An 18341-nucleotide genomic window follows, 5' to 3' on the forward strand; every position below is an offset into this window, starting at 1 on the left:
ATTTACCTCTTTCCCTTACCCCTTATCCCTAAGTACATAATGAAAGTGTAAAGAGATGAATGAGTAAATTGACGGAACCCTACACATTACCGTATACAAAAGGAGGATTTGTCGAGCGATGCGATCGCTCTGATTGTCCGTTCACCTAAGATAGGCTAGGAATCAGTAAGGAATCACGATGAATGCGTAACGATGCCCACGATGAGCTATATACAACAGGACAGTTAGATGCTCCTGCTCAGATCCGGCAATGGCGAGTCGCATCCGCCTCAGTTCGAGGTACGAGCCACGAAAAGGTCGGACAGCTTTGTCAAGACGCTCATCATTGGGAAAAGTTGCCCACGGGGGTTTTGGTAGCAGCAGTAGCTGACGGGGCAGGAAGTGCAGCTTTAGGCAAAGTCGGGGCAATTGTCGCCGCGCAAACGGCGGTAGAGACGATTTGTGCTGAAAGCTCCAGACTGCATTTGATTGACGACGAGCAGTCATGGCAGCGAATTCTGACTCAAGCTCTGGCAGCAGCAAAGACAGCAGTAGAAGCAGAAGCAGCCGTCTGTGGCAAGCAGGCGCGGGAGTTAGCGACGACGTTGATTTTAGCAGTTGCTACCCCAGAATTAGTCGCCGCAGTGCAGGTAGGTGATGGCTTGGCAGTAGCGAGCGATCGCGACGGTCAGATTTTTGCTCTGACTGCCGCTCAAAAGGGAGAATATATTAATGAAACAACTTTTCTAGTTTCCCCCCAAGCCTTGGAGACAGTCCAAGTCAACGTTTGGCGGGGAACAACGACAAATATTGCCGTGTTTTCAGATGGGTTGCAGATGCTTGCTGTGAACATGGGCGATGGTTCACCATACAAACCATTTTTTTCTCCCCTGTTTCAATTTATGGCAGGCGTGGAGGATGAGAGTGAAGCTAAAGAACAACTGGCGGCGTTTTTGCGATCGCCAAGAATTACGGAACGGACGGATGACGACTTGACTTTACTATTGGCGACGCTTGTGAGTTAATTTTGCCATGCGGTTGCAACGAAGCTCCAACAACCAAATAATCACGTTGGACCCCAACTCTAGCCTCGGACATGGGGGAGAAGCCCGTGTCTTTACTGTACCGCAGAACGAGGCACTAGTAGCAAAGGTTTATCACAAGCCTAGAGAGATTCAGGCATCTAAGCTTACGGCAATGCTTGCTAACCCGCCAGATAACCCTATGGCAGGGCAAGGACATATTTCGATCGCTTGGCCTGAAGAGTTGCTGAGGTCAACTGATGGCAGCAATCGGGTGGTCGGCTTTCTGATGCCGCGAGTCAAAGGGATGCACTCCCTACTCGATTTTTACAATCCTAAAACGCGACGGCAAAAATGCCCGTTCTTTAACTACCTCTATCTCCATCGAACTGCCCGTAATATTGCCGCTGCTATGGGGGCGCTGCACGCACGCGGCTATTGCGTTGGAGATGTGAACGAATCTAACATCTTAGCCAGCGATACTGCTCTCGTCACCCTTGTCGATACGGATTCGTTTCAAGTTCGCGACCTGCAAACGGCAGCTATTTATCGCTGCGGGGTCGGGAAGCCAGAGTTTACGCCGCCAGAACTGCAAGGAAAGAATTTCGGACAGATCGATCGCGCTCCAGAACACGATTTATTTGGGCTAGCAGTCCTGATCTTCCAACTGCTGATGGAAGGGACGCACCCGTTTTCAGGAATTTATCAAGGTAGCGGCGATCCCCCACCTTATGCAGCACGGATAGCGGCAGGGCATTTCACCTATGGCAGCAAACCAGTACCGTATAAGCCTACGCCAATTGCTCCAAACTGGGAGATCTTACACCCCAGCTTGAGGCAGTTATTTGTCAAGTGTTTTGATGCAGGTCATTCTCAACCCCATCTCCGTCCCAACGCCCAAACCTGGCAAGCTGCCCTCAAAGAAGCAGAAAACGCTTTGACAACCTGTAGCGCCAACAATCAGCATCGCTACAGCGATCACCTGCAAAGCTGTCCTTGGTGCGAGCGGGCAGTAAAATTAGGCGGGCGCGACCCTTTTCCGTCCTTGGAGGCAGTCAGACAGAAAAAACACCTCCAACCTTTGCCGCCTAAGCGTACCCCGACCGTATATCGACAGTATCGAGCGCTCGATCGCTCCGCCGCTTATTATTCATCTGCCACGCTCAGCAAACACGCACCATTATTTTTAACACTGCCAAGAAGTCATAGAAGGCTGAGCCGCAGAAAGTTCAACCTGATGATGATGGGAACGTTTAGTCTAGGAGCTGTGAGCTTGATCCTGCTGATGCAGGTGTTAAGTGACGTGCAACTGCCTTTTGACAGTCGTTTTAGCGTTACCTCTATCCCCGAACCACCAAGTGACGGTAAAGTAGCAGCAAAAAGCGGCAATAATTTTGTTGCCTACTACAAGCAAGGCGATGCTTATTACAAAGTAGGAGACTATGAAGGGGCTATTGATAATTACGATCGCGCGATCAAGCTCAATCCCAAGGATGCTCAAGTCTATTTAAACCGAGGTAACGCCCTCTACGAAGTTGCCCAGCATAGCGGCGACCCCGACCGTACCTATCGCCGAGCGATTGAAGACTTCAATCGCACTCTGGGACTCAAACCCAACCAAGCCGAAGCCTATCTCAGTCGCGGCATGGTACGTTATGAAATTGCTCAGTATAGTAAAAATCCCGAAAAAGAATATCAGCAAGCCATTCAAGACTTCGATCGCTCTTTGCGGCTCAACCCCCGTGCTGCCAAAGCCCTGGTCAAACGTGGCATCGTTCACTACAAACTGGCACAGTATAAAGGGGACTTGAGTACGGGCTACAAAGCCGCAATTGGAGATTTTAACCGAGCGCTTAGTATTGACTCCCAAGAAGCAGAAGCCTATCTCAAGCGAGGAATTGTTCGCTACGAGCTAGCTCAATATAGCGGACAGAGCGATCGCGAAGCGGTAGAAGATTTACAAACAGCCGCCAAACTGTTTCTCAAACAAGGCAATATCGAAGAATATCAACTCGCTTTAGGTAATATTTGCGTTGCTCTAGATAAGAATTGCGATTCCTTCCTGAGAAACCCAGAAAAGTTTATTCTTTCTAACCCGCAATCTCTCCCTGGAGAGGGAAAGCCTAAATGAGGAGTGAGAAGCGAGGAGTGAGAGAAAGAGAGTGGTGCGTGAAGCAAGGGAGTGGGGTGTGGGGTGCAAGAATTTTGAATTTTGAATTTTGAATTTTGAATTGTTTTGCTCCCTCAGCTCCCTCAGCTCTCTTCTCTCCTTTGTCCTCCTTGTCCCCTCACTCCTCACTCCTCGCTCCTCGCCCCTAGTTCAGCGTTGCTGACCAGAGCTAATCGATCGCTGAATCTGAGCTAAGGCGCGGTTGTAGTTTAGAATCGCATTGACTCGATCGCCTTCCGCTTGAGTTAAGTCATCCTCAGCATCAATCACTTCTGTTTGCGTCCCTACACCTGCTTGAAATCTGAGGCGTGCCAATCGCAGCGCTTCCCGCGATTGTTCTAAAGCAACAGAGGTTGTTTGAATGTTTTCTAAGTTAGACTGCAACTGAGAGAAAGCTTGTTCTACTTCAAAGCGAATTTGGTTGCGCTGTCCGGCAAAATTAGTTTCAGCGATCGCGATATCCGCCTCTTCCTGCCTAGCTCTCGCTCTTGCCGCTCCACCATCAAATAAACTTAAGTTTAATCTTCCTCCTAAAGAGTAGCCATCTTCAAAGTTTGTGCCATCGTCAAAGGTATCACTCAGGTTATATTCGGCAGCAAGACTAATTCGCGGTCCTAATTCAGCTAAGGCAGCACGCCGTTGTTGTTCGCTAATATTACGCTGTGCTAATTGTTGTTCTAGTTCGGCACGATTTCTAAAAGCAAGCACAATACTGTCTTCTAAGGAAAAGTTCCACTGTCCGGCAACTCCTACCGGATCGGCAGCCGTAACCACGATGGAGTCGTTTAAATTAATTCGCGTGGCAATTTGACGGCGGGCAATCCGCTGCTGGCTTAAGGCATCGGTTAATCTTTGGGTAGCCTGTGCCAACTGTACCTGAGCTTGGAGGACGGCAAAGCGAGTTCCTACCCCAGCTTGTTCTAAGGCTTGGGCATCGCGTAAACTTGCCTGAGCATTGTTGACAGAAGATCGCTGAATCCGTACTTGTTCGTCAGCTCGTTGCAATTCGTAATAATCATTGGCAACGTTAAGGCGTAGTTCTTCCTGCGTCCGTTCTAAATCTAACCGATTAAAACGTAACTGTTCTTCGGCAGCGCGAATGTTAGCAGGACGTAAACCAGAAGTGAATAAATCATAGCTGAGCGAGAGATTGCCGCTGACATCAGTATCGCTATTATCGATATCTGGCTGAAAGAAAGATGGCTCTGGCTCTTCGCTGAAAAGATATCGACCGGTATTTGTTACACCAGCACCCAGATCTAAGCGGGGATATTCTGCTGCTAAAGCCTGTCGTAGCTGTGCTTGACTCCGTTCTACGTTCAGCCTTGCTTCTCGCAGCTGCGTGCTGTTGCGCTGTGCTAGGTCTAACGCCTGCTGGAAAGTAATTGGTTGAGCGCCCACAACCTGTACTTCTTCTGGTTTGGTGGGAAATCGCAGCGGATTGGGATTGGGATTGAGATAACTAGGTATTTGAGCCTTGCGATCGTTTAACTGAGAATTAGCAGGCGGCTGGGCTGGTTTAGGTTTGGTTGTTGGTTGTTGGCTTACAGTTGTTGGTAGTTGACGGTTGATGGTTGACGGTTGATGGTTGACGGTTGATGGTTGACGGTTGATGGTTGACGGTTGACGGTTGACGGTTGACGCTGGCGCTACATGCCGTGAAGACGGTTGATGCTCCTCTACTCCTCTGCCCCTCTGCTCCTCTGCTCTCTTCCCCCGACTCCCGACTCCCGACTCCCGACTCCCAATTTCCTGGTTTGACAAGAGAACCGAGGCTTGGGAGTGATGGAACGAGCCGTTTGCTTGCAGGTAAGCTTGTTTGGTAGCTTTAATTGACTGAGTTTTACTAGGTTCAGATTTCATCGCGATCGCATTATCGACAGACGGAGTTTCGCTCGCGATCGCTGGTGCTGGTTCGATCTTAATTAGCTCTGTTGCTAAGAGTGCTACAGCTAGACTCGAACAAAAGTTACGCACTAGAAATAAATGCTGTTGTTTCACCGCACTTCCTCACACGAAAATTTCAGACACCGAAAGCGACAATGACTCGATCGGTCGCTCCGTAAAAATCATAAATAAAAAATCAAATCATAAATATTAAGCTACTATTTGGGGCGCGATCGCCTGTACTCAGATCCGCGAGCGAGTGTCGTAGTCGGATCGCCACTGGCAAGCCCAGCATCGATCGAACGAGTAGCATTCTACTATATAGTTCGGCATATACCAAAAGGCTTAGCACGCATCGAAAGCTATTTTGACATTAAACCACAAATTCAGTTATCAGTTATTAGGGAGCGCACGAGCAGTCAACTGTCAACCGTCAACTAAATACCAATTATCAATTGTCGATCTCAAAGAAATACTTAAGAAATTGTCTTTCTCTTTACAATAAGTATTTTGGATTACATAATTGACGAACACGATCGTGTCAAAAATTCCTCATCTAGAGATCGCGCTGAATTTAGCGATCCCCGAACGGAGAAGTTAGCCTCTAATTGAGAAATGATGGGAATTGTGGATTTCTTTCCCTACACGCCGAAACCACATCCTATCGAGCGCTCTAATCAGAATTCATCTACACGTACACCGTAATAGTACGGGTTCGTTGCTGCTTGTTCCATAGCTGAAATCGGTACTTTCACTGTGGAGGAGGCTGCTGAGTCGCGCTTATGGTTTGGCTGAATCGCAAGCTCATTTGCGAAATTGCCGTAGCCGCCAGAATACTACCAACTTTACCTTGGAGCCGAAGCGATCGCGTCGGTGTTGCGCTCAAACAGGCTCTAGTACCAAGAAATCAGAACGAATTGCCAACCACCACCAAGAGGATCTCATGAGTTTATCTCCTGAAATTGCGTCTGCCCGCAAGCCAGAGACAGAAATATCCCGGGTTTGGATGTTCAAAATGTTGCGACTGGGTTTTATTGTCAGCGTCGGTAGTGTTGCGGCTACTTTCGTTTGGAAGAACTATACCCAAGTTGAGAGTCGCCAAGCTTTTGTTAACGCCGAAATTATCGACGTGCGTAACCCCATCGCTGGTAATTTGATGCTCGACAGCCTCCAACCTGGACAGTGGCTTACCGCAGGTAAGGCGATCGGACGAGTCGAAAACTTGCGTCAAGTCGCCGAACTCGAAATCAAACAGCAAGAACTCAAATCGCGCCTGCAAGTCACCCAGCAAAAACAACAGGGCATTCAACAACAGATTCGCGATCGCCGCCGTCAATTAGCACAATTTGCGTCTGAAGTTGCAGCCCAGAAACAACTTGATGGCATGTTTGCTCAGCAGCAGGTTGAAGCAGCCCAAAGCGAACTCGATCGCGTCACTGTTGCTGCTCAAACTGCTAAAGTCGATCGCGATCGCGCCCAGGAGTTGTTAGAGGCTGGGATCGTTCCCCCGGCTACAGCCGAAAAAGATTTTCTCCGCTACGAACAAGCGCAAGCTGAAGAGAAAAAAGCGCAGGCGCTTCTAGCCCAAGCACAACAGCGATTGAGAGCGGCTCAAGCCGGATTGCAAATCGACGGTTCCCGCACTTTGAGCTATTCCGAGATTCGTCAAAGGGAAATCAATACCGAAATTGCCGACTTACAACGCCAAGCAGCCCAAATGCGCGTAGAAGCGAGAACTACCGAGCTAGAACTAGCAAAACTGATCCAGCAGACCCGATTGAATAAAGTTGTGGTAATTTCCGCTCCGACTACGGGGGCTGTGTGGTCTGTTGATGCCAAAGGTGGAGAGTATCTTGCTTCGAGTACTCCGGTGCTGCGGGTTTTGAATTGTCAAAATCGCTGGGTGGATGCTTTCTTCTCGGAAGATAGTACGAAAAACCTGACCCCAGGAATGGCTGTACAAGTGCGTTTGGTGGGAGGAGGCGATCGCTTCATACCAGGAAAAATAGAATCGCTCCGCAGCGGTTCGGGACGGGTCGCTACAGGCTACGATGTCGCCGTTCCACCCCCAGAAAGCACCCAGAAACAAGTTGCAGTCAGAATCAATCTCGATTGGTCTGCGGCTCCTAATGCCGTCAATTTCTGCGATGTCGGACGCAGTGCCGAAGTTCGCTTTCCGAAGCGTCTCACTCTGTAGCATTTCGAGCTTGAGTTATGAAATCTTCGTGTGGGTTGTTATCGATCGTGAGTCATTGGTAAGACATTTCTGACTTACGACTTACGACTTACGACTTACGACTTCAAAGGATGTAGTTAAGAATGCGATTTAGAACTTCCTGGTATAACCACACAGAACGAGTGCTGATAGTCATAGCACTAATCTTGGTAGGAATTTGGTCGATTCAACAGCTCAACTGGTTGGATTTAATGGCTGAGTTGCTGAATTTTTGGCAGTGGGGACAAGCATCTTTTTCTAATGTGGTTAGTTCCCTGCACGTTCTGCTCTTTCCTTCCGTGCTGGGTGTTGCTGCTGCCACGATCGCAATTCATGCTTTTCCTAGTTTTCCGCCAGTTTGGGTAAGGGTGGCTGTTTCTAGCATAGTGGTGCTGCTAGGCTTACGTTACTTGACTTGGCGATTATTTATCACGCTTAACTTTAGCGATTTTTGGAACGGTAGCCTCAGCTTGTTGTTTTTGGCGATCGATATCGCCGGATTTGTGGTCTGTGTTGCCTCTTTGTGCCACATGAGTTTTATTACCAACCGTTCCCCCCAGGCAGATCGCTTGTCAAAAGCCGTGATTGCTGGGACTTATTGCCCTTGGGTAGACGTGTGGATTCCGACTTACAACGAACCAGTGGAACTGTTGCGACGGACAATTATCGGCTGTCAGGCGATGGATTATGCCAATAAGCGGGTGTATTTGTTAGACGATAAGCGCCGTCCGGCAATGCGATCGCTCGCCGAGGAATTAGGTTGTGTTTATCTCTGTCGCCCCGATAATCGCCATGCAAAAGCAGGTAATCTCAACCATGCCATGAAACAAACTCAAGGGGAATTAATTGTTTCCTTTGATGCTGATTTTATTCCTACTCGCGAATTTCTGACGCGCACGGTGGGATTTTTTCAAGACCCACAAGTTGCTTTAGTGCAAACTCCTCAAACTTTCTATAATGGCGATCCGATCAAGCACAATTTAGGTTTAGGTGGAATTTTAACCAACGATCAGGATTTATTTTTTCGCCTAGTTCAATCTGGTAGAGATACTTTTAACTGCGTCATTTGTTGCGGTTCTTCTTTCATCATGCGCCGTCACGCCGTGGAGAAAGTTGGTGGTATTCCTACCGAAACTCTTTGCGAAGATCTTTTAACTTCAGTCAAACTTCAAGCAGCAAAATACAAGGTTTTATATTTAAATGAAGCCTTGTCTGCTGGTGCTTCAGCCGAAAATATTGGTGGCTACATCGATCAGCGGATTCGTTGGGGACAAGGAACGCTACAAACTCTATTTTGTTCCCTTAATCCTTTAACCATGCCAGGGCTGAATTTAGTTCAACGCTGCTTTTATGCTATTGGAATCTTAGGCTGGTTGCTAACAGGTTTGCAGATATTTTCCTTGCTCGTACCTTTAGGATTTCTCTTATTAGGATTGATGCCGTTAAAAGCGGAAATGGATGAATTGCTTTTCTTTTGGCTACCTTATTATTTAATCAATCTCACCGTATTTGCTTGGTTAAATGGTAGCAAGCGATCGTCTTTGTGGGCTGATGTTTACGCCAACATCACCTGCTTTCCTTTGGCATTAATGACTGTTAAAACACTAATGAATCCGTTTGGAAAAGGTTTTAAAGTCACGCCTAAAGGTGTAGATGCTAGTGGGGTAGCTGTAAATTGGCAAGTTGCTTATCCGCTCATTTTCACTCTAGGATTGTATGTTATTGCCCTCGCCGTGCATTTATTTGGTTTGCAGTGGGAAGGTAAACCAGTCAGTCCAGGGTTTAGTATTTTTTGGGGAATTTATAATGCTTGCGTGTTAGCGATCGCCATTCAAGTTGCGATCGACGTTCCCCAAGAAGTTTTGTCTATTAGTTTTCCGCATCAACTTTCTTGTCAGTTAATTTTAGGCGATCGCATTATTGATGGTCATACGGTTGAAATATCACAGAAAGGGGCAAAAATTCAGCTTGACTCATTTCCGACAAATTATCCTTCAGACACAGTTAGCCAAATTGATATTCCATTTCTGGAACTGAAAACATTAGCTCTAATTTGCCTTCCCAGCCGTACAGCCAAAAATGGCACGAAAATAGAAATAGAATTCGTGAGTTTGACCTTAGAACAAGAGCGCCGACTGATAGAATTTCTTTTCTGTCGCCCCGGTCAATGGCAAGAGACTCCCGTAAGTGAATTCAAATCTTTTTGGGCGTTGATTACCTCTGTCTTTCGTTTATATCCCTTAGCTGAAACTCAGAGAGTTAATAGCAACGCTATAACCACATTAATTAAGTCGTAAGTCGTAAGTCGTAAGTAGGGTGGGCATTGCCTACCTTACACCTGCTTCGTAAAACAAAGCAAAGAAATAGCAACACAAAAATTTGTGACTTGTGAATAATGATTCAACTCAAAAAAATTGCCAACTTCAAATTGAGAAAGAAATCTTTTCTACAATTCTGGGCGATCGCCTGCCTTATTTTTCTGCTTTCCCTAAGTCAATTAACCCCCACATTAGCAGCTACAGATAATTCGCTGTTTGGCGTTTATTACGGCAACAACGGCTTTCAAATGGCGCAAGTTCAAGCTCTAGAAACCTGGCAGGGTAAGAAAAATACTGTAATTAACCTATTCACGACTTGGTGTGACAAAAGCACTGTCATGGATAATCTATTCAACGACCAACTCTTAAATATTTGGAACAATCAAAACGTTCCGATGATTACTTGGGAACCGTTTTCTTGTCCCGTTTCCTCCAATCCAACTGATGCTGAGTTACGCAGCATTACTCCAGGTGACATCGAGATCCGCGCCGCCTATGGCGAGTATGACACTTACTTCCACAACTGGGCAGACCGGATGAAGGTATTTTTAAGCGGTTCCGATGGCATATACAATACCAATGACGATCGCCGCGCTTACATTCGCTTTGCTCACGAAATGAATGGCAACTGGTATCCTTGGAGTCCAGTCTCAGGGGAAGGTGGTAATCCTGCTAGCGATTATATTCTCATGTGGCAGCGCGTCAAAAGCTTATTTTTCAACAAGGGGATGGAGTGGACGCATCTGCAATGGGTTTGGTGTGTCAACTATAACGATTACCAGGGATACAATGCTGAGGCTTTATACCCTGGCGATGCTTATGTAGACTGGATATCGATTAGCGGCTATAACTGGGGTGCAAGTCAAACTTGGTCGCCTTGGATAACTCCAGAACAGACATTTGGCAATATGCTCGGTCGCTTACGGGCTTTATCGACCAGACCGATCTCCATCACCGAGGTAGCCAGCACTCCAGCCACGCCCAACGGTATTAGTACAGACGCTAAAGCATTGTGGATTACCAACTTCTATAAATACGTTCTGGCGAACGATATCAAGATGGTTGTCTGGTTTAATTTTTCCAAAGAAACTGACTGGTCGGTGTTTGGTGGTCCCAGTGGCGATAGCTATTTCGATTACTACTACAACAGGTATAACGCTTACTCTAGCTACAAGAATGCGATTAGCGCTGATGCGTTTGTTCCTTCAGATCCGAATAATCCCCGTTTATTGACGGATGCGAAGTTTGCGGGATATTAACAATCGGGAGTCGTAGGGGCGGGTTTTTTGCAGATCTGTGCGCACAACCAACAGTTTCGCGATTAAACCCGCCCGTACAGGAAATTGGCAGTCGGTAGGGGCGGGTTTTGCAGAAAAAGGGCGTAAAGCAACATGACATTCCGAAGAAAGAAGAATTTCATGCGATCGCTGGCTCGTCAACTCGTGTCAGCCAGGACTTACTTTTTCTGTCTGACGATCGCCCTTTTCATTTGCTGTCTCCCCCTGCAAGCCACTACCAATAAACCGCTATTAGGCGTGTATTACGGTGACAATGGCTGGGAAATGGAGCGGGTGCAAGCAATGGAAAAATGGCAGGGTAAGCAACATACAACGATCGCGCTGTTTGCTAACTGGTGCGATTCTACTACCGCTCTGGATAACTTATTTAGACAACAACTGGTCAAAATTTGGGGCGATCGCCACATACCCGCGATTGCGTGGGAACCATTTTCTTGCAATGCTTCCGCCACTCCCAGCGATATTGAAGTAAAAATTGCCAATGGCGATTTCGACTCATACATAAATCGATGGGCAGACAGGATGAAAACCTTTCTCAGCGGTGCAGACGGCATTTATAATACTCAGGACGATCGCCGCGCTTACATTCGTCTCGCTCACGAAATGAATGGCAACTGGTATCCTTGGAGTGCAGCTCAAGGCACAAATCAACCGGCTGATTATATCCGCATGTGGCAACATGTCAAAAGTTTATTTTCCAACAAAGGTATGGAACGCACGCATTTGCAATGGATCTGGTGCGTTAATGCTACAGATGTGGGTAACTATCAAGCCGAGTCGTTTTATCCGGGTGACAATTACGTAGATTGGGTAGGAATTGACGGCTACAACTGGGGTAAAACTCAAACATGGTCTCAGTGGCAAGATCCAGAACTAGTGTTCGGCAATATGCTCCGCCGCTTGCGTCACCTCACATCGAAACCTGTAGCGATTGGTGAGGTGGCGACTACGACATCTACCACTGCTGGTAATAGAATCTCGGAGAAATCCCGGTGGATTACCAATGTCTTTAATTATGCTCAAAGCCACAATATCAAAGCGATCGCGTGGTTCAATCAAGACAAAGAAACAGATTGGGCTGTTTTTGGTGGCGATCGCGGCGACAGTACATTTGTAGATAATGGCAAAACTTACAAAACTTATTCTGCCTACAAGTTAGCTATTCGCGATCGCAGTTGGATCTCTGCTAATACAAAAAATCCCCGCCTGATCGCAGATGCAGAGTTTGCTGGTTTGTAATATGGGAAGGCAGAGAGCAGAAAACAGCAATTAGGGATGACCACCGCCAGAATCATCCCCACACGTCAAGCAATATTAATGTTTCAATTCTTCAGCTGCATCAAAAGCTTTAGTCTTTACCAGTAACTGATTCCAAAGCATTTTTCAGTTTGTCTTCTACTGAGGTTGCTTTAGCATTTTCTGGACGACTCATCTTGTTTAAGTCAGCAGCTCCTTGAACTTCATTCAGCCCTTCTTGAGCCTTGGTTTGTGTTTCTTTACGGGAGTAAGGATCTTTGATGACTGCTTCTTGAGCTTCTTTCTCAATGCCTCTTAGCTGAGCTTCACCTTGTTGGGGAGCAGTGGGGCTACCACCGGGGTTGACAGGAGCGCTGAAAGCGGGAAGCGCTTGAGAGAATACTAGCAACGCGCTAACACAGATAGCAAATAAAATGCGAACTGGGCGCAACGCAGATAAATTGAATCGAACAGAGCGCATACTTGTTTCTCCTGCGATCGACAATTGTAATAACAAACTTGTAATTTATGGCTACGTTTCGCTGAAATTCAGCAAAATTCGGAACCAACCTTCTTTATTTAGCGCTAATCTTTGATTTAGTTACATCTACATCAGGATAGATATATTTAATACTAATCACAGACGAGAAATTCAATCTTTGGTAATAATGGATCGCGCACGATACCGACACCAATAAAATTCCAACGCTTCAATAACGCTCCTAGTTGAGTACCAGGAATAGACTCAATGCCAAATTGGTCAGCTACACCAGCACCATGAGTATTCAGATAAGTCAATGCCTCAAAATATTCGCTGAATAGTAACAAATAGCCTGCATTTTCATCAGCTACATCGCGATTTACCCGGGCAACTAAATAGCGACCGTCAGCCTTGGAACGTGCAATGTAGTAGATTTGGGACAACATGAATCAGAAGTCGTAAGTTGTAAGTCGTAAGTCGTAAGTGATTGGCGATTTGTGGTTGGTTGACGGTTGACGGTTGACGGTTGACAGTTGACGGTTGACGGTTGACGGTAGTTAGTAGTTGGTAGTTGTTGGTTAACTGGTCACTGATAACTGATAACTGGTCACCGATCGCTGGTCACTGATAACTGATAACTGATAACTGTTTAGGGGTTCTCTAACTTGATCCGGGGATCGGCGACTTTGAGTAGCAGGTCGGCAATTAAGTTACCAACAATTAACATTACGGCTCCCATGACCAAGCTTGCCATGACGAGATACAAATCTTGAGCTAAGACTGCTTGCAAAATTAAGCGCCCTAATCCGGGCCAGTTGAAGAAGAATTCGGCAATAAATGCACCGCTTAATAAACCAGCTAGTTCAAATCCTAAGATGGTGATTAGGGGGTTGATGGCGTTACGCAGGGCGTGGACGTAGATCACGCGGTTTTCTGGTAGTCCCTTGGCGCGGGCAGTTTGAATGTAATCTTGACGGAGTACGTCGAGAAGTTCGCCACGGGCGATCCGTTGCAAGCCTGCAAAGCTGGTAATACTTAAAGCTATGGTAGGTAAAATCATGTGCCAGCCAACATCGAGAATTTTACCTAGAGGTGTGAGATCGGCGTGGTTGATACTCGTCATGTCTCCAACGGGAAAGAGGGGAGAGACGTTTTGAGCGAAGATGAGGAGTAACAAGGCAGTGATGAAGCTGGGAAATCCCTGTCCGGTGTAACTGATAACTTGTAAAACGCGATCGCTCCACTGATTTTGCTTCACGGCGGCGACAATTCCTAAAGGAATGGCGATCGCCCAGGTGACAATTAAAGATGAAATTGCTAGTAGTAAGGTGGCTCCAACCCGCTCCCACAGCAAGGAAGACACGGAACGCTGATAGACGAAACTCGTACCAAAATCACCTTGAGTTACGATCCGCCACAACCACCGGAAATATTGCTCGATCCAAGGACGGTCTAATCCAAACTGTTGTCGCAGTTGCTCGATCCGTTCGGGCGAGATTTTGGGGTTTTGCCGCAGGGTATCCAAATAATCCCCAGGAGCAAGTTGAATAATAAAGAATGACAATGCAGATGCTAGTAATAATGTCAAGAGGGCTTGGGCTAGCCGCTTGATAATATAAATAAATGTTTCGCTTGAGGCTAACCCCGTCAGCCACTGCTGACCAGATGTTAATGAAAGTTTACTAGAAGCCATAATGGAAGCGATCGCTATTAGCTTTCTAGGATAATAGCCTTTTAGATAAAATGTTCGCTGAGATGATAACCATTCTTTTCTTTTGAAGTCGAATAGGTAAATGCAGGTGCGATCGCTACAGGACAAAGATACTAGGTGAGAAATTACAAAACCATCCAAACAAGGTGCGCGTAGACACACTCAAGTTAAGTCACAAAGTTCTGTTTGAGAATATAAATAATAGCAGCACAAAACGGTGTATATTGTCCGTTAGAATCGAGTTGCTCATAATCTTCAGCAAAAAACTTGAACCATTAGAATATTAATCGAGCGTTAATTAAATGTTTTTTGGTGGGCATTGCCCACCCTACAACTCGCCTTTCACGTTATTTTCACTCATACACCAAAAGGCGAAAAAAAAGGTGAGCATTGCCCACCTTACAGTTTTAACGTCGTCTACTACCGAAAGAACTCCGGCTGCGGCTACCACTACCGAAAGAACCCCGGCTGCGACTACCACTACCAAAACTACCAGAAGATGGTCTTCTGTAGGTGGAGTTACGATTACCCGATGGGCGCAGAATGTTAGTACCGTAGCCCGATCCGGTAGGACGGTTAGTCGTGCGCGCGGGTGTGCGTACCGTGCTGCCCGAAGGAGTTCTAATTCTACCTGTAGTGCGGAAGGTTTGTCTGTTTCTAACTGCTGCTGGAGGCGCATTGTAGCGCGTGCGATAGCTACTTACGGCGCGATCGTAAGTATTGCCATAACCGCCATAGCCTCTGAGAACGCTTACCCCTGGTTGATAGACGGGTGGAACGTAGTACTGAGGTCTAAATAGCAAGCTACCGATCGCCTGACCAGCAATATTACCCGCTAAGGCTCCAGCAAATGGTGTCCAGAAACTCGTTTCTCGGCGGACAACTACGGTTTCTTGCTGTCCTGTTTGCGGATTTGTCTGCGTTTCCGTTACGTTATGGACGTACTGAATCCGAAAATCTTCAGTTAAATATAAAGCTGGCTGTCCGTTTTCTACTTTCAAATAACTCTTTTGACCTGCTTTAATTTGTTCGTCGGTCAGCCGTGCCATCTGTAAGTTTTGAGTATTGTAAACTGGGGGCGTGCCAGGTGGGGTATTGAGTAAGACTAAACTATATGTCCCATCAACATCATTATATTCAACTTGCTGTACGGGATACTCACCATCGGCGAGCTGGCTAGAAACGCTTTCTCGCGTAGCTACATTCTTAGTAGCTTGAGGATTATTCGCTTCATTTGGTCCTCCACAAGCTACAGTTGTCCAGCATAAAGTTAAGGTTAAAAACAAGATTGTGAATTTACGCAACATGGAGCAATCCACTTGAATTGAGCTTTCATCATAACTCTAGCAAGTTCAGATGCAAGGGAATTCCTCCGTTAGCTAGGAACTTTTTGCTCCTTGAAGCGATCGCACCTACTTCTTTTTACTAGAGTAGAGTAGCTGAAAACTTTAGTAGATCGTACTTTTACGCACTGGCAATTGCCTTTCTAGCCATAAGTTACAACCTACTCAATCAAGCCATGTTCTAGGGCAAACCGAACTAATTCAGTACGGCTATTTGTACCAGTTTTGCTAAAAAGGCGGCTGACGTATTTTTCTACGTTACGGACGCTCGTTTGCAAGCGGCGAGCGATTTCTTTGTTCATCAATCCTTCTGTCACCAAATTCAAGACGCTTTGTTCTCGCGGTGTTAGATCGATTTTTATTGGGGCGGGAGTCGTATTAATTGCACTACGCTGAGTTAGCATTGCCTTTATTTGAGCGATTTGATTGGCTAATTCAGCGATGTCGGGGGCTTCACCTTCTGCTAAGGGTTGACTGACGGGGCGACGGTCTAATAAGTTTTCGACAATTGCCACCAACTCATCGGGATCGAAAGGTTTGGGAATATAGGCATCTACACCAGAGTTGTAGCCCTGAATGCGATCGGTTGTCATCCCCTTAGCAGTCAAAAATACCACTGGTAGGCGTTTGAAGCGAGGATCTTCTCGCATTTGCTTGAGAAATTGATAGCCGTCTACCTGGGGCATCATGATATCTGAAATCACCAAGTCAGGAGTATTCTGCTGCAATAAATCCCAACCTTCGCGGGCATTACTTGCAACCTGCACGGTAAAACCGCTTTCTTCTAAGTAGTCCTTGACGGCTTCCCGCAATCCAGGTTCATCATCGACTAGTAAAAGACGTGGTGACATTCCAATTCTTGCATCTAAATATTTAGTACCACTTTAGCGGATTTTTGACTGCTTCCCCATCTGCTCTCTAGCCATCAGTTTCTGCTAAATATCGCTCTAAGTCTTCGCTGATGCGAGTGAGTTCGGCTTCGCTAGTTAAGCGAATGTTGCTATCTTTGACGGTTAGCAGAACTTTTGCCGCAAAGGGACTCGCCCAAATATTAGGATTACAAAATACTTCGAGAAAAATTTCTCCCACATGGCGATATTCCATCGAAGGTTGAGGCGTGGCTTTACCAATTGGTGCAGTTTTGACTGCAACTGCTTTGAGACGATCCATTAACTGAGCGATCGCAGCTTGTAACTCTCGTGCTGCCATTGGCGAAAAGCTGAAGGAAACCGAGCCTTCAACTAAATTTAAGGTTAATTGTGTAGGAGTCACGATCGGGTAATTAAAATTTGATTCTATCAGTTAACAGGGAGCAGGGAGCAGTGACCAGTGACCAGTGACCAGTTAATTCTCTATTTACGACTTACGACTCGATCGCTGCTTTGCAACTCTTTCGTCCTTTCCTCATCTCTCGCTTGCTATTTCGATCGATCTCTAATCAGAAATTCTTTCAAAATAATCCAAGAAAATATAAAATTAGTTGCTAGTTTTGCTCATTAAGTAAAAAAAATCAATTGATTTTTTACCATCTCAATTCTATATAAAAATACGCAAAATCAAATATTATTTTCCTATAATTAATGTAGTTGACAGCTCTAAATTTGATATTGAAAGTTCAGAAATTTTATATATGATTTTAGACAATCGTTCCGTAGTTCGTAAGGTTTTACTGATAACTTTATTACTCAACTTATTTGTGATGGCGTTGAAAGCCACAATAGGTTGGTGGACGGGTTCGCTCAGTTTATTAGCCGATGCTTTGCATAGTATCACGGATAGCGCCAATAACGTTTTGGGATTAATTACCAGTCGCTTTTCTTCTCCCCGACCAGATCGAGATCATCCCTACGGGCATCAAAAATTTGAAGCCGTAGGAGCTTTAGGTATAGCTGCCTTTTTAGGCATTGCTTGCTTTGAAATTTTACAAGGAGCGATCGAGCGAATTTTTAATGGGATTCAGCCAGTAAAAATTACTGAATCAGAGTTGTGGTTGCTACTGATTGTTTTGGGAGTGAATATTTTCGTGACTTTTTACGAACGTCGCGAGGGTCAAAGGGTAGGCAGTCCGATTTTGATTGCCGATGCTAAACACACTATGAGCGATGTCTGGGTGACGATTACCGTGTTAGCAGGATTGATTGGTATTTGGCAGGGACGAGTTTTAAATCTGCCTCAACTTCAATGGTTAGACATAATTTTGGCGTTTCCCGTTGCCTTATTAGTGTTTTGGAGTGGTTGGCAGGTGATTAAGGAAAATTTACCTTGGTTGGTCGATGAAATCGCGATCGCCCCCGAAGCAATCCACGCGATCGCCATGTCCGTACCTGGGGTGGTTAACTGTCACGATATTGCCTCCCGTGGTTTACTAGGGCGACAAGTCTTTATTGAAATGCATTTAATTGTCGATGCTGCTGATGTGGATACTGCCCACCGGATCACTGAAGCCGTAGAAGCCAAACTGGAAGAGAAATTTAGCCCCGTGCGGGTTTTAATTCACGTTGAGCCACCTGAATACAAGTCAAATAGTATTAGCTTTGATGAGGAAAGGGAGCGCACGAGCAGTGACCAGTGACCAGTTATCAGTGACCAGTGACTCCTGACCAGTTAACAATCCACTACACCCCACACCCCACACCCCACACCCCACACCCCACACCCTATCTACTACTAGCCACTAGCCA

At 46.1% G+C, this 18341-nt stretch carries 14 protein-coding genes; 7 read left to right on the top strand and 7 right to left on the bottom strand.

The genetic code is table 11. The features are described from left to right. Positions 1-182: 182 nt before the first annotated feature. Positions 183-1004, top strand: a complete 822-nt coding sequence (locus QH73_RS23160) for a PP2C family serine/threonine-protein phosphatase (RefSeq protein ID WP_052289876.1) — start codon at positions 183-185, stop codon at positions 1002-1004. A gap of 46 nt (positions 1005-1050) precedes the next feature. Further along, positions 1051-3132: a tetratricopeptide repeat protein gene (locus tag QH73_RS23165; protein WP_309476523.1), complete on the top strand. Its 2082-nt coding sequence runs from the start codon at positions 1051-1053 to the stop codon at positions 3130-3132. Positions 3133-3321: 189 nt separating this feature from the next. Here the strand turns inward: QH73_RS23165 and QH73_RS23170 are convergent, their stop codons facing one another. Next, positions 3322-5172 carry a TolC family protein gene (locus QH73_RS23170; protein WP_039714281.1) on the bottom strand — a complete coding sequence of 617 codons (1851 nt, stop codon included), beginning with the start codon at positions 5170-5172 and terminating at the stop codon, positions 3322-3324. Positions 5173-5845: 673 nt separating this feature from the next. Between QH73_RS23170 and QH73_RS23175 the strand changes: the two genes are divergently transcribed. The 4 genes from QH73_RS23175 to QH73_RS23190 all read left to right on the top strand — a co-directional run bounded on the left by QH73_RS23175 (position 5846) and on the right by QH73_RS23190 (position 12128). Continuing rightward, positions 5846-7255: an HlyD family secretion protein gene (locus tag QH73_RS23175; RefSeq protein WP_132867495.1), complete on the top strand. Its 1410-nt coding sequence runs from the start codon at positions 5846-5848 to the stop codon at positions 7253-7255. A 122-nt stretch (positions 7256-7377) separates the two neighbouring features. Beyond that, on the top strand, positions 7378-9570 hold the full coding sequence (locus tag QH73_RS23180; RefSeq protein ID WP_063777307.1) for a glycosyltransferase: 2193 nt from the start codon (positions 7378-7380) through the stop codon (positions 9568-9570). A 98-nt stretch (positions 9571-9668) separates the two neighbouring features. Further along, positions 9669-10850 (top strand): glycoside hydrolase family 26 protein, encoded by a 1182-nt coding sequence (locus tag QH73_RS23185; RefSeq protein ID WP_052289874.1) that lies wholly within the window; start codon positions 9669-9671, stop codon positions 10848-10850. 132 nt (positions 10851-10982) lie between these two features. Continuing rightward, the gene (locus QH73_RS23190; protein ID WP_132867496.1) at positions 10983-12128 is read left to right on the top strand and encodes a glycoside hydrolase family 26 protein; all 1146 of its coding nucleotides are present in this window, start codon (positions 10983-10985) and stop codon (positions 12126-12128) included. A 109-nt stretch (positions 12129-12237) separates the two neighbouring features. On the opposite strand, the gene QH73_RS23195 is transcribed toward QH73_RS23190, so the two are convergent. The 6 genes from QH73_RS23195 to QH73_RS23225 form a co-directional block, all read right to left on the bottom strand. Beyond that, the gene (locus QH73_RS23195) at positions 12238-12606 is read right to left on the bottom strand and encodes a hypothetical protein (protein WP_039714692.1); all 369 of its coding nucleotides are present in this window, start codon (positions 12604-12606) and stop codon (positions 12238-12240) included. 152 nt (positions 12607-12758) lie between these two features. Next, positions 12759-13052, bottom strand: coding sequence for a hypothetical protein (locus QH73_RS23200; RefSeq protein WP_039714279.1), 294 nt, complete (start codon positions 13050-13052; stop codon positions 12759-12761). A 203-nt stretch (positions 13053-13255) separates the two neighbouring features. Then, complete coding sequence (locus QH73_RS23205) at positions 13256-14299, bottom strand: ABC transporter permease (RefSeq protein WP_039714278.1); 1044 nt, start codon at positions 14297-14299, stop codon at positions 13256-13258. Positions 14300-14724: 425 nt separating this feature from the next. Continuing rightward, positions 14725-15624: a hypothetical protein gene (locus QH73_RS23215; RefSeq protein WP_039714277.1), complete on the bottom strand. Its 900-nt coding sequence runs from the start codon at positions 15622-15624 to the stop codon at positions 14725-14727. Between the two features lie 197 nt (positions 15625-15821). Continuing rightward, complete coding sequence (locus tag QH73_RS23220) at positions 15822-16511, bottom strand: response regulator transcription factor (protein ID WP_039714276.1); 690 nt, start codon at positions 16509-16511, stop codon at positions 15822-15824. 67 nt (positions 16512-16578) lie between these two features. Then, entirely contained in the window at positions 16579-16932 is a 354-nt protein-coding gene (locus QH73_RS23225; protein WP_039714275.1) for a hypothetical protein, read from the bottom strand. Positions 16933-17290: 358 nt separating this feature from the next. Between QH73_RS23225 and cdf31 the strand changes: the two genes are divergently transcribed. Then, positions 17291-18232, top strand: coding sequence for a CDF family zinc efflux transporter Cdf31 (cdf31, locus tag QH73_RS23230; RefSeq protein ID WP_039714274.1), 942 nt, complete (start codon positions 17291-17293; stop codon positions 18230-18232). The last annotated feature ends 109 nt before the right edge of the window (positions 18233-18341 follow it).

Source organism: Scytonema millei VB511283, from assembly GCF_000817735.3.
GTDB lineage: Bacteria > Cyanobacteriota > Cyanobacteriia > Cyanobacteriales > Chroococcidiopsidaceae > Chroococcidiopsis > Chroococcidiopsis millei_B.

What these genes read in the sequence shown, in the direction of transcription:
- QH73_RS23185 (WP_052289874.1), top strand. Translation starts at nt 9,669, where the DNA reads ATGATTCAACTCAAAAAAATTGCCAACTTCAAATTGAGAAAGAAATCT.
- QH73_RS23195 (WP_039714692.1), bottom strand. Translation starts at nt 12,606, where the DNA reads ATGCGCTCTGTTCGATTCAATTTATCTGCGTTGCGCCCAGTTCGCATT.
- QH73_RS23160 (WP_052289876.1), top strand. Translation starts at nt 183, where the DNA reads ATGCGTAACGATGCCCACGATGAGCTATATACAACAGGACAGTTAGAT.
- QH73_RS23215 (WP_039714277.1), bottom strand. Translation starts at nt 15,624, where the DNA reads ATGTTGCGTAAATTCACAATCTTGTTTTTAACCTTAACTTTATGCTGG.
- cdf31 (WP_039714274.1), top strand. Translation starts at nt 17,291, where the DNA reads ATGATTTTAGACAATCGTTCCGTAGTTCGTAAGGTTTTACTGATAACT.
- QH73_RS23220 (WP_039714276.1), bottom strand. Translation starts at nt 16,511, where the DNA reads ATGTCACCACGTCTTTTACTAGTCGATGATGAACCTGGATTGCGGGAA.
- QH73_RS23180 (WP_063777307.1), top strand. Translation starts at nt 7,378, where the DNA reads ATGCGATTTAGAACTTCCTGGTATAACCACACAGAACGAGTGCTGATA.
- QH73_RS23205 (WP_039714278.1), bottom strand. Translation starts at nt 14,299, where the DNA reads ATGGCTTCTAGTAAACTTTCATTAACATCTGGTCAGCAGTGGCTGACG.
- QH73_RS23200 (WP_039714279.1), bottom strand. Translation starts at nt 13,052, where the DNA reads ATGTTGTCCCAAATCTACTACATTGCACGTTCCAAGGCTGACGGTCGC.
- QH73_RS23190 (WP_132867496.1), top strand. Translation starts at nt 10,983, where the DNA reads ATGACATTCCGAAGAAAGAAGAATTTCATGCGATCGCTGGCTCGTCAA.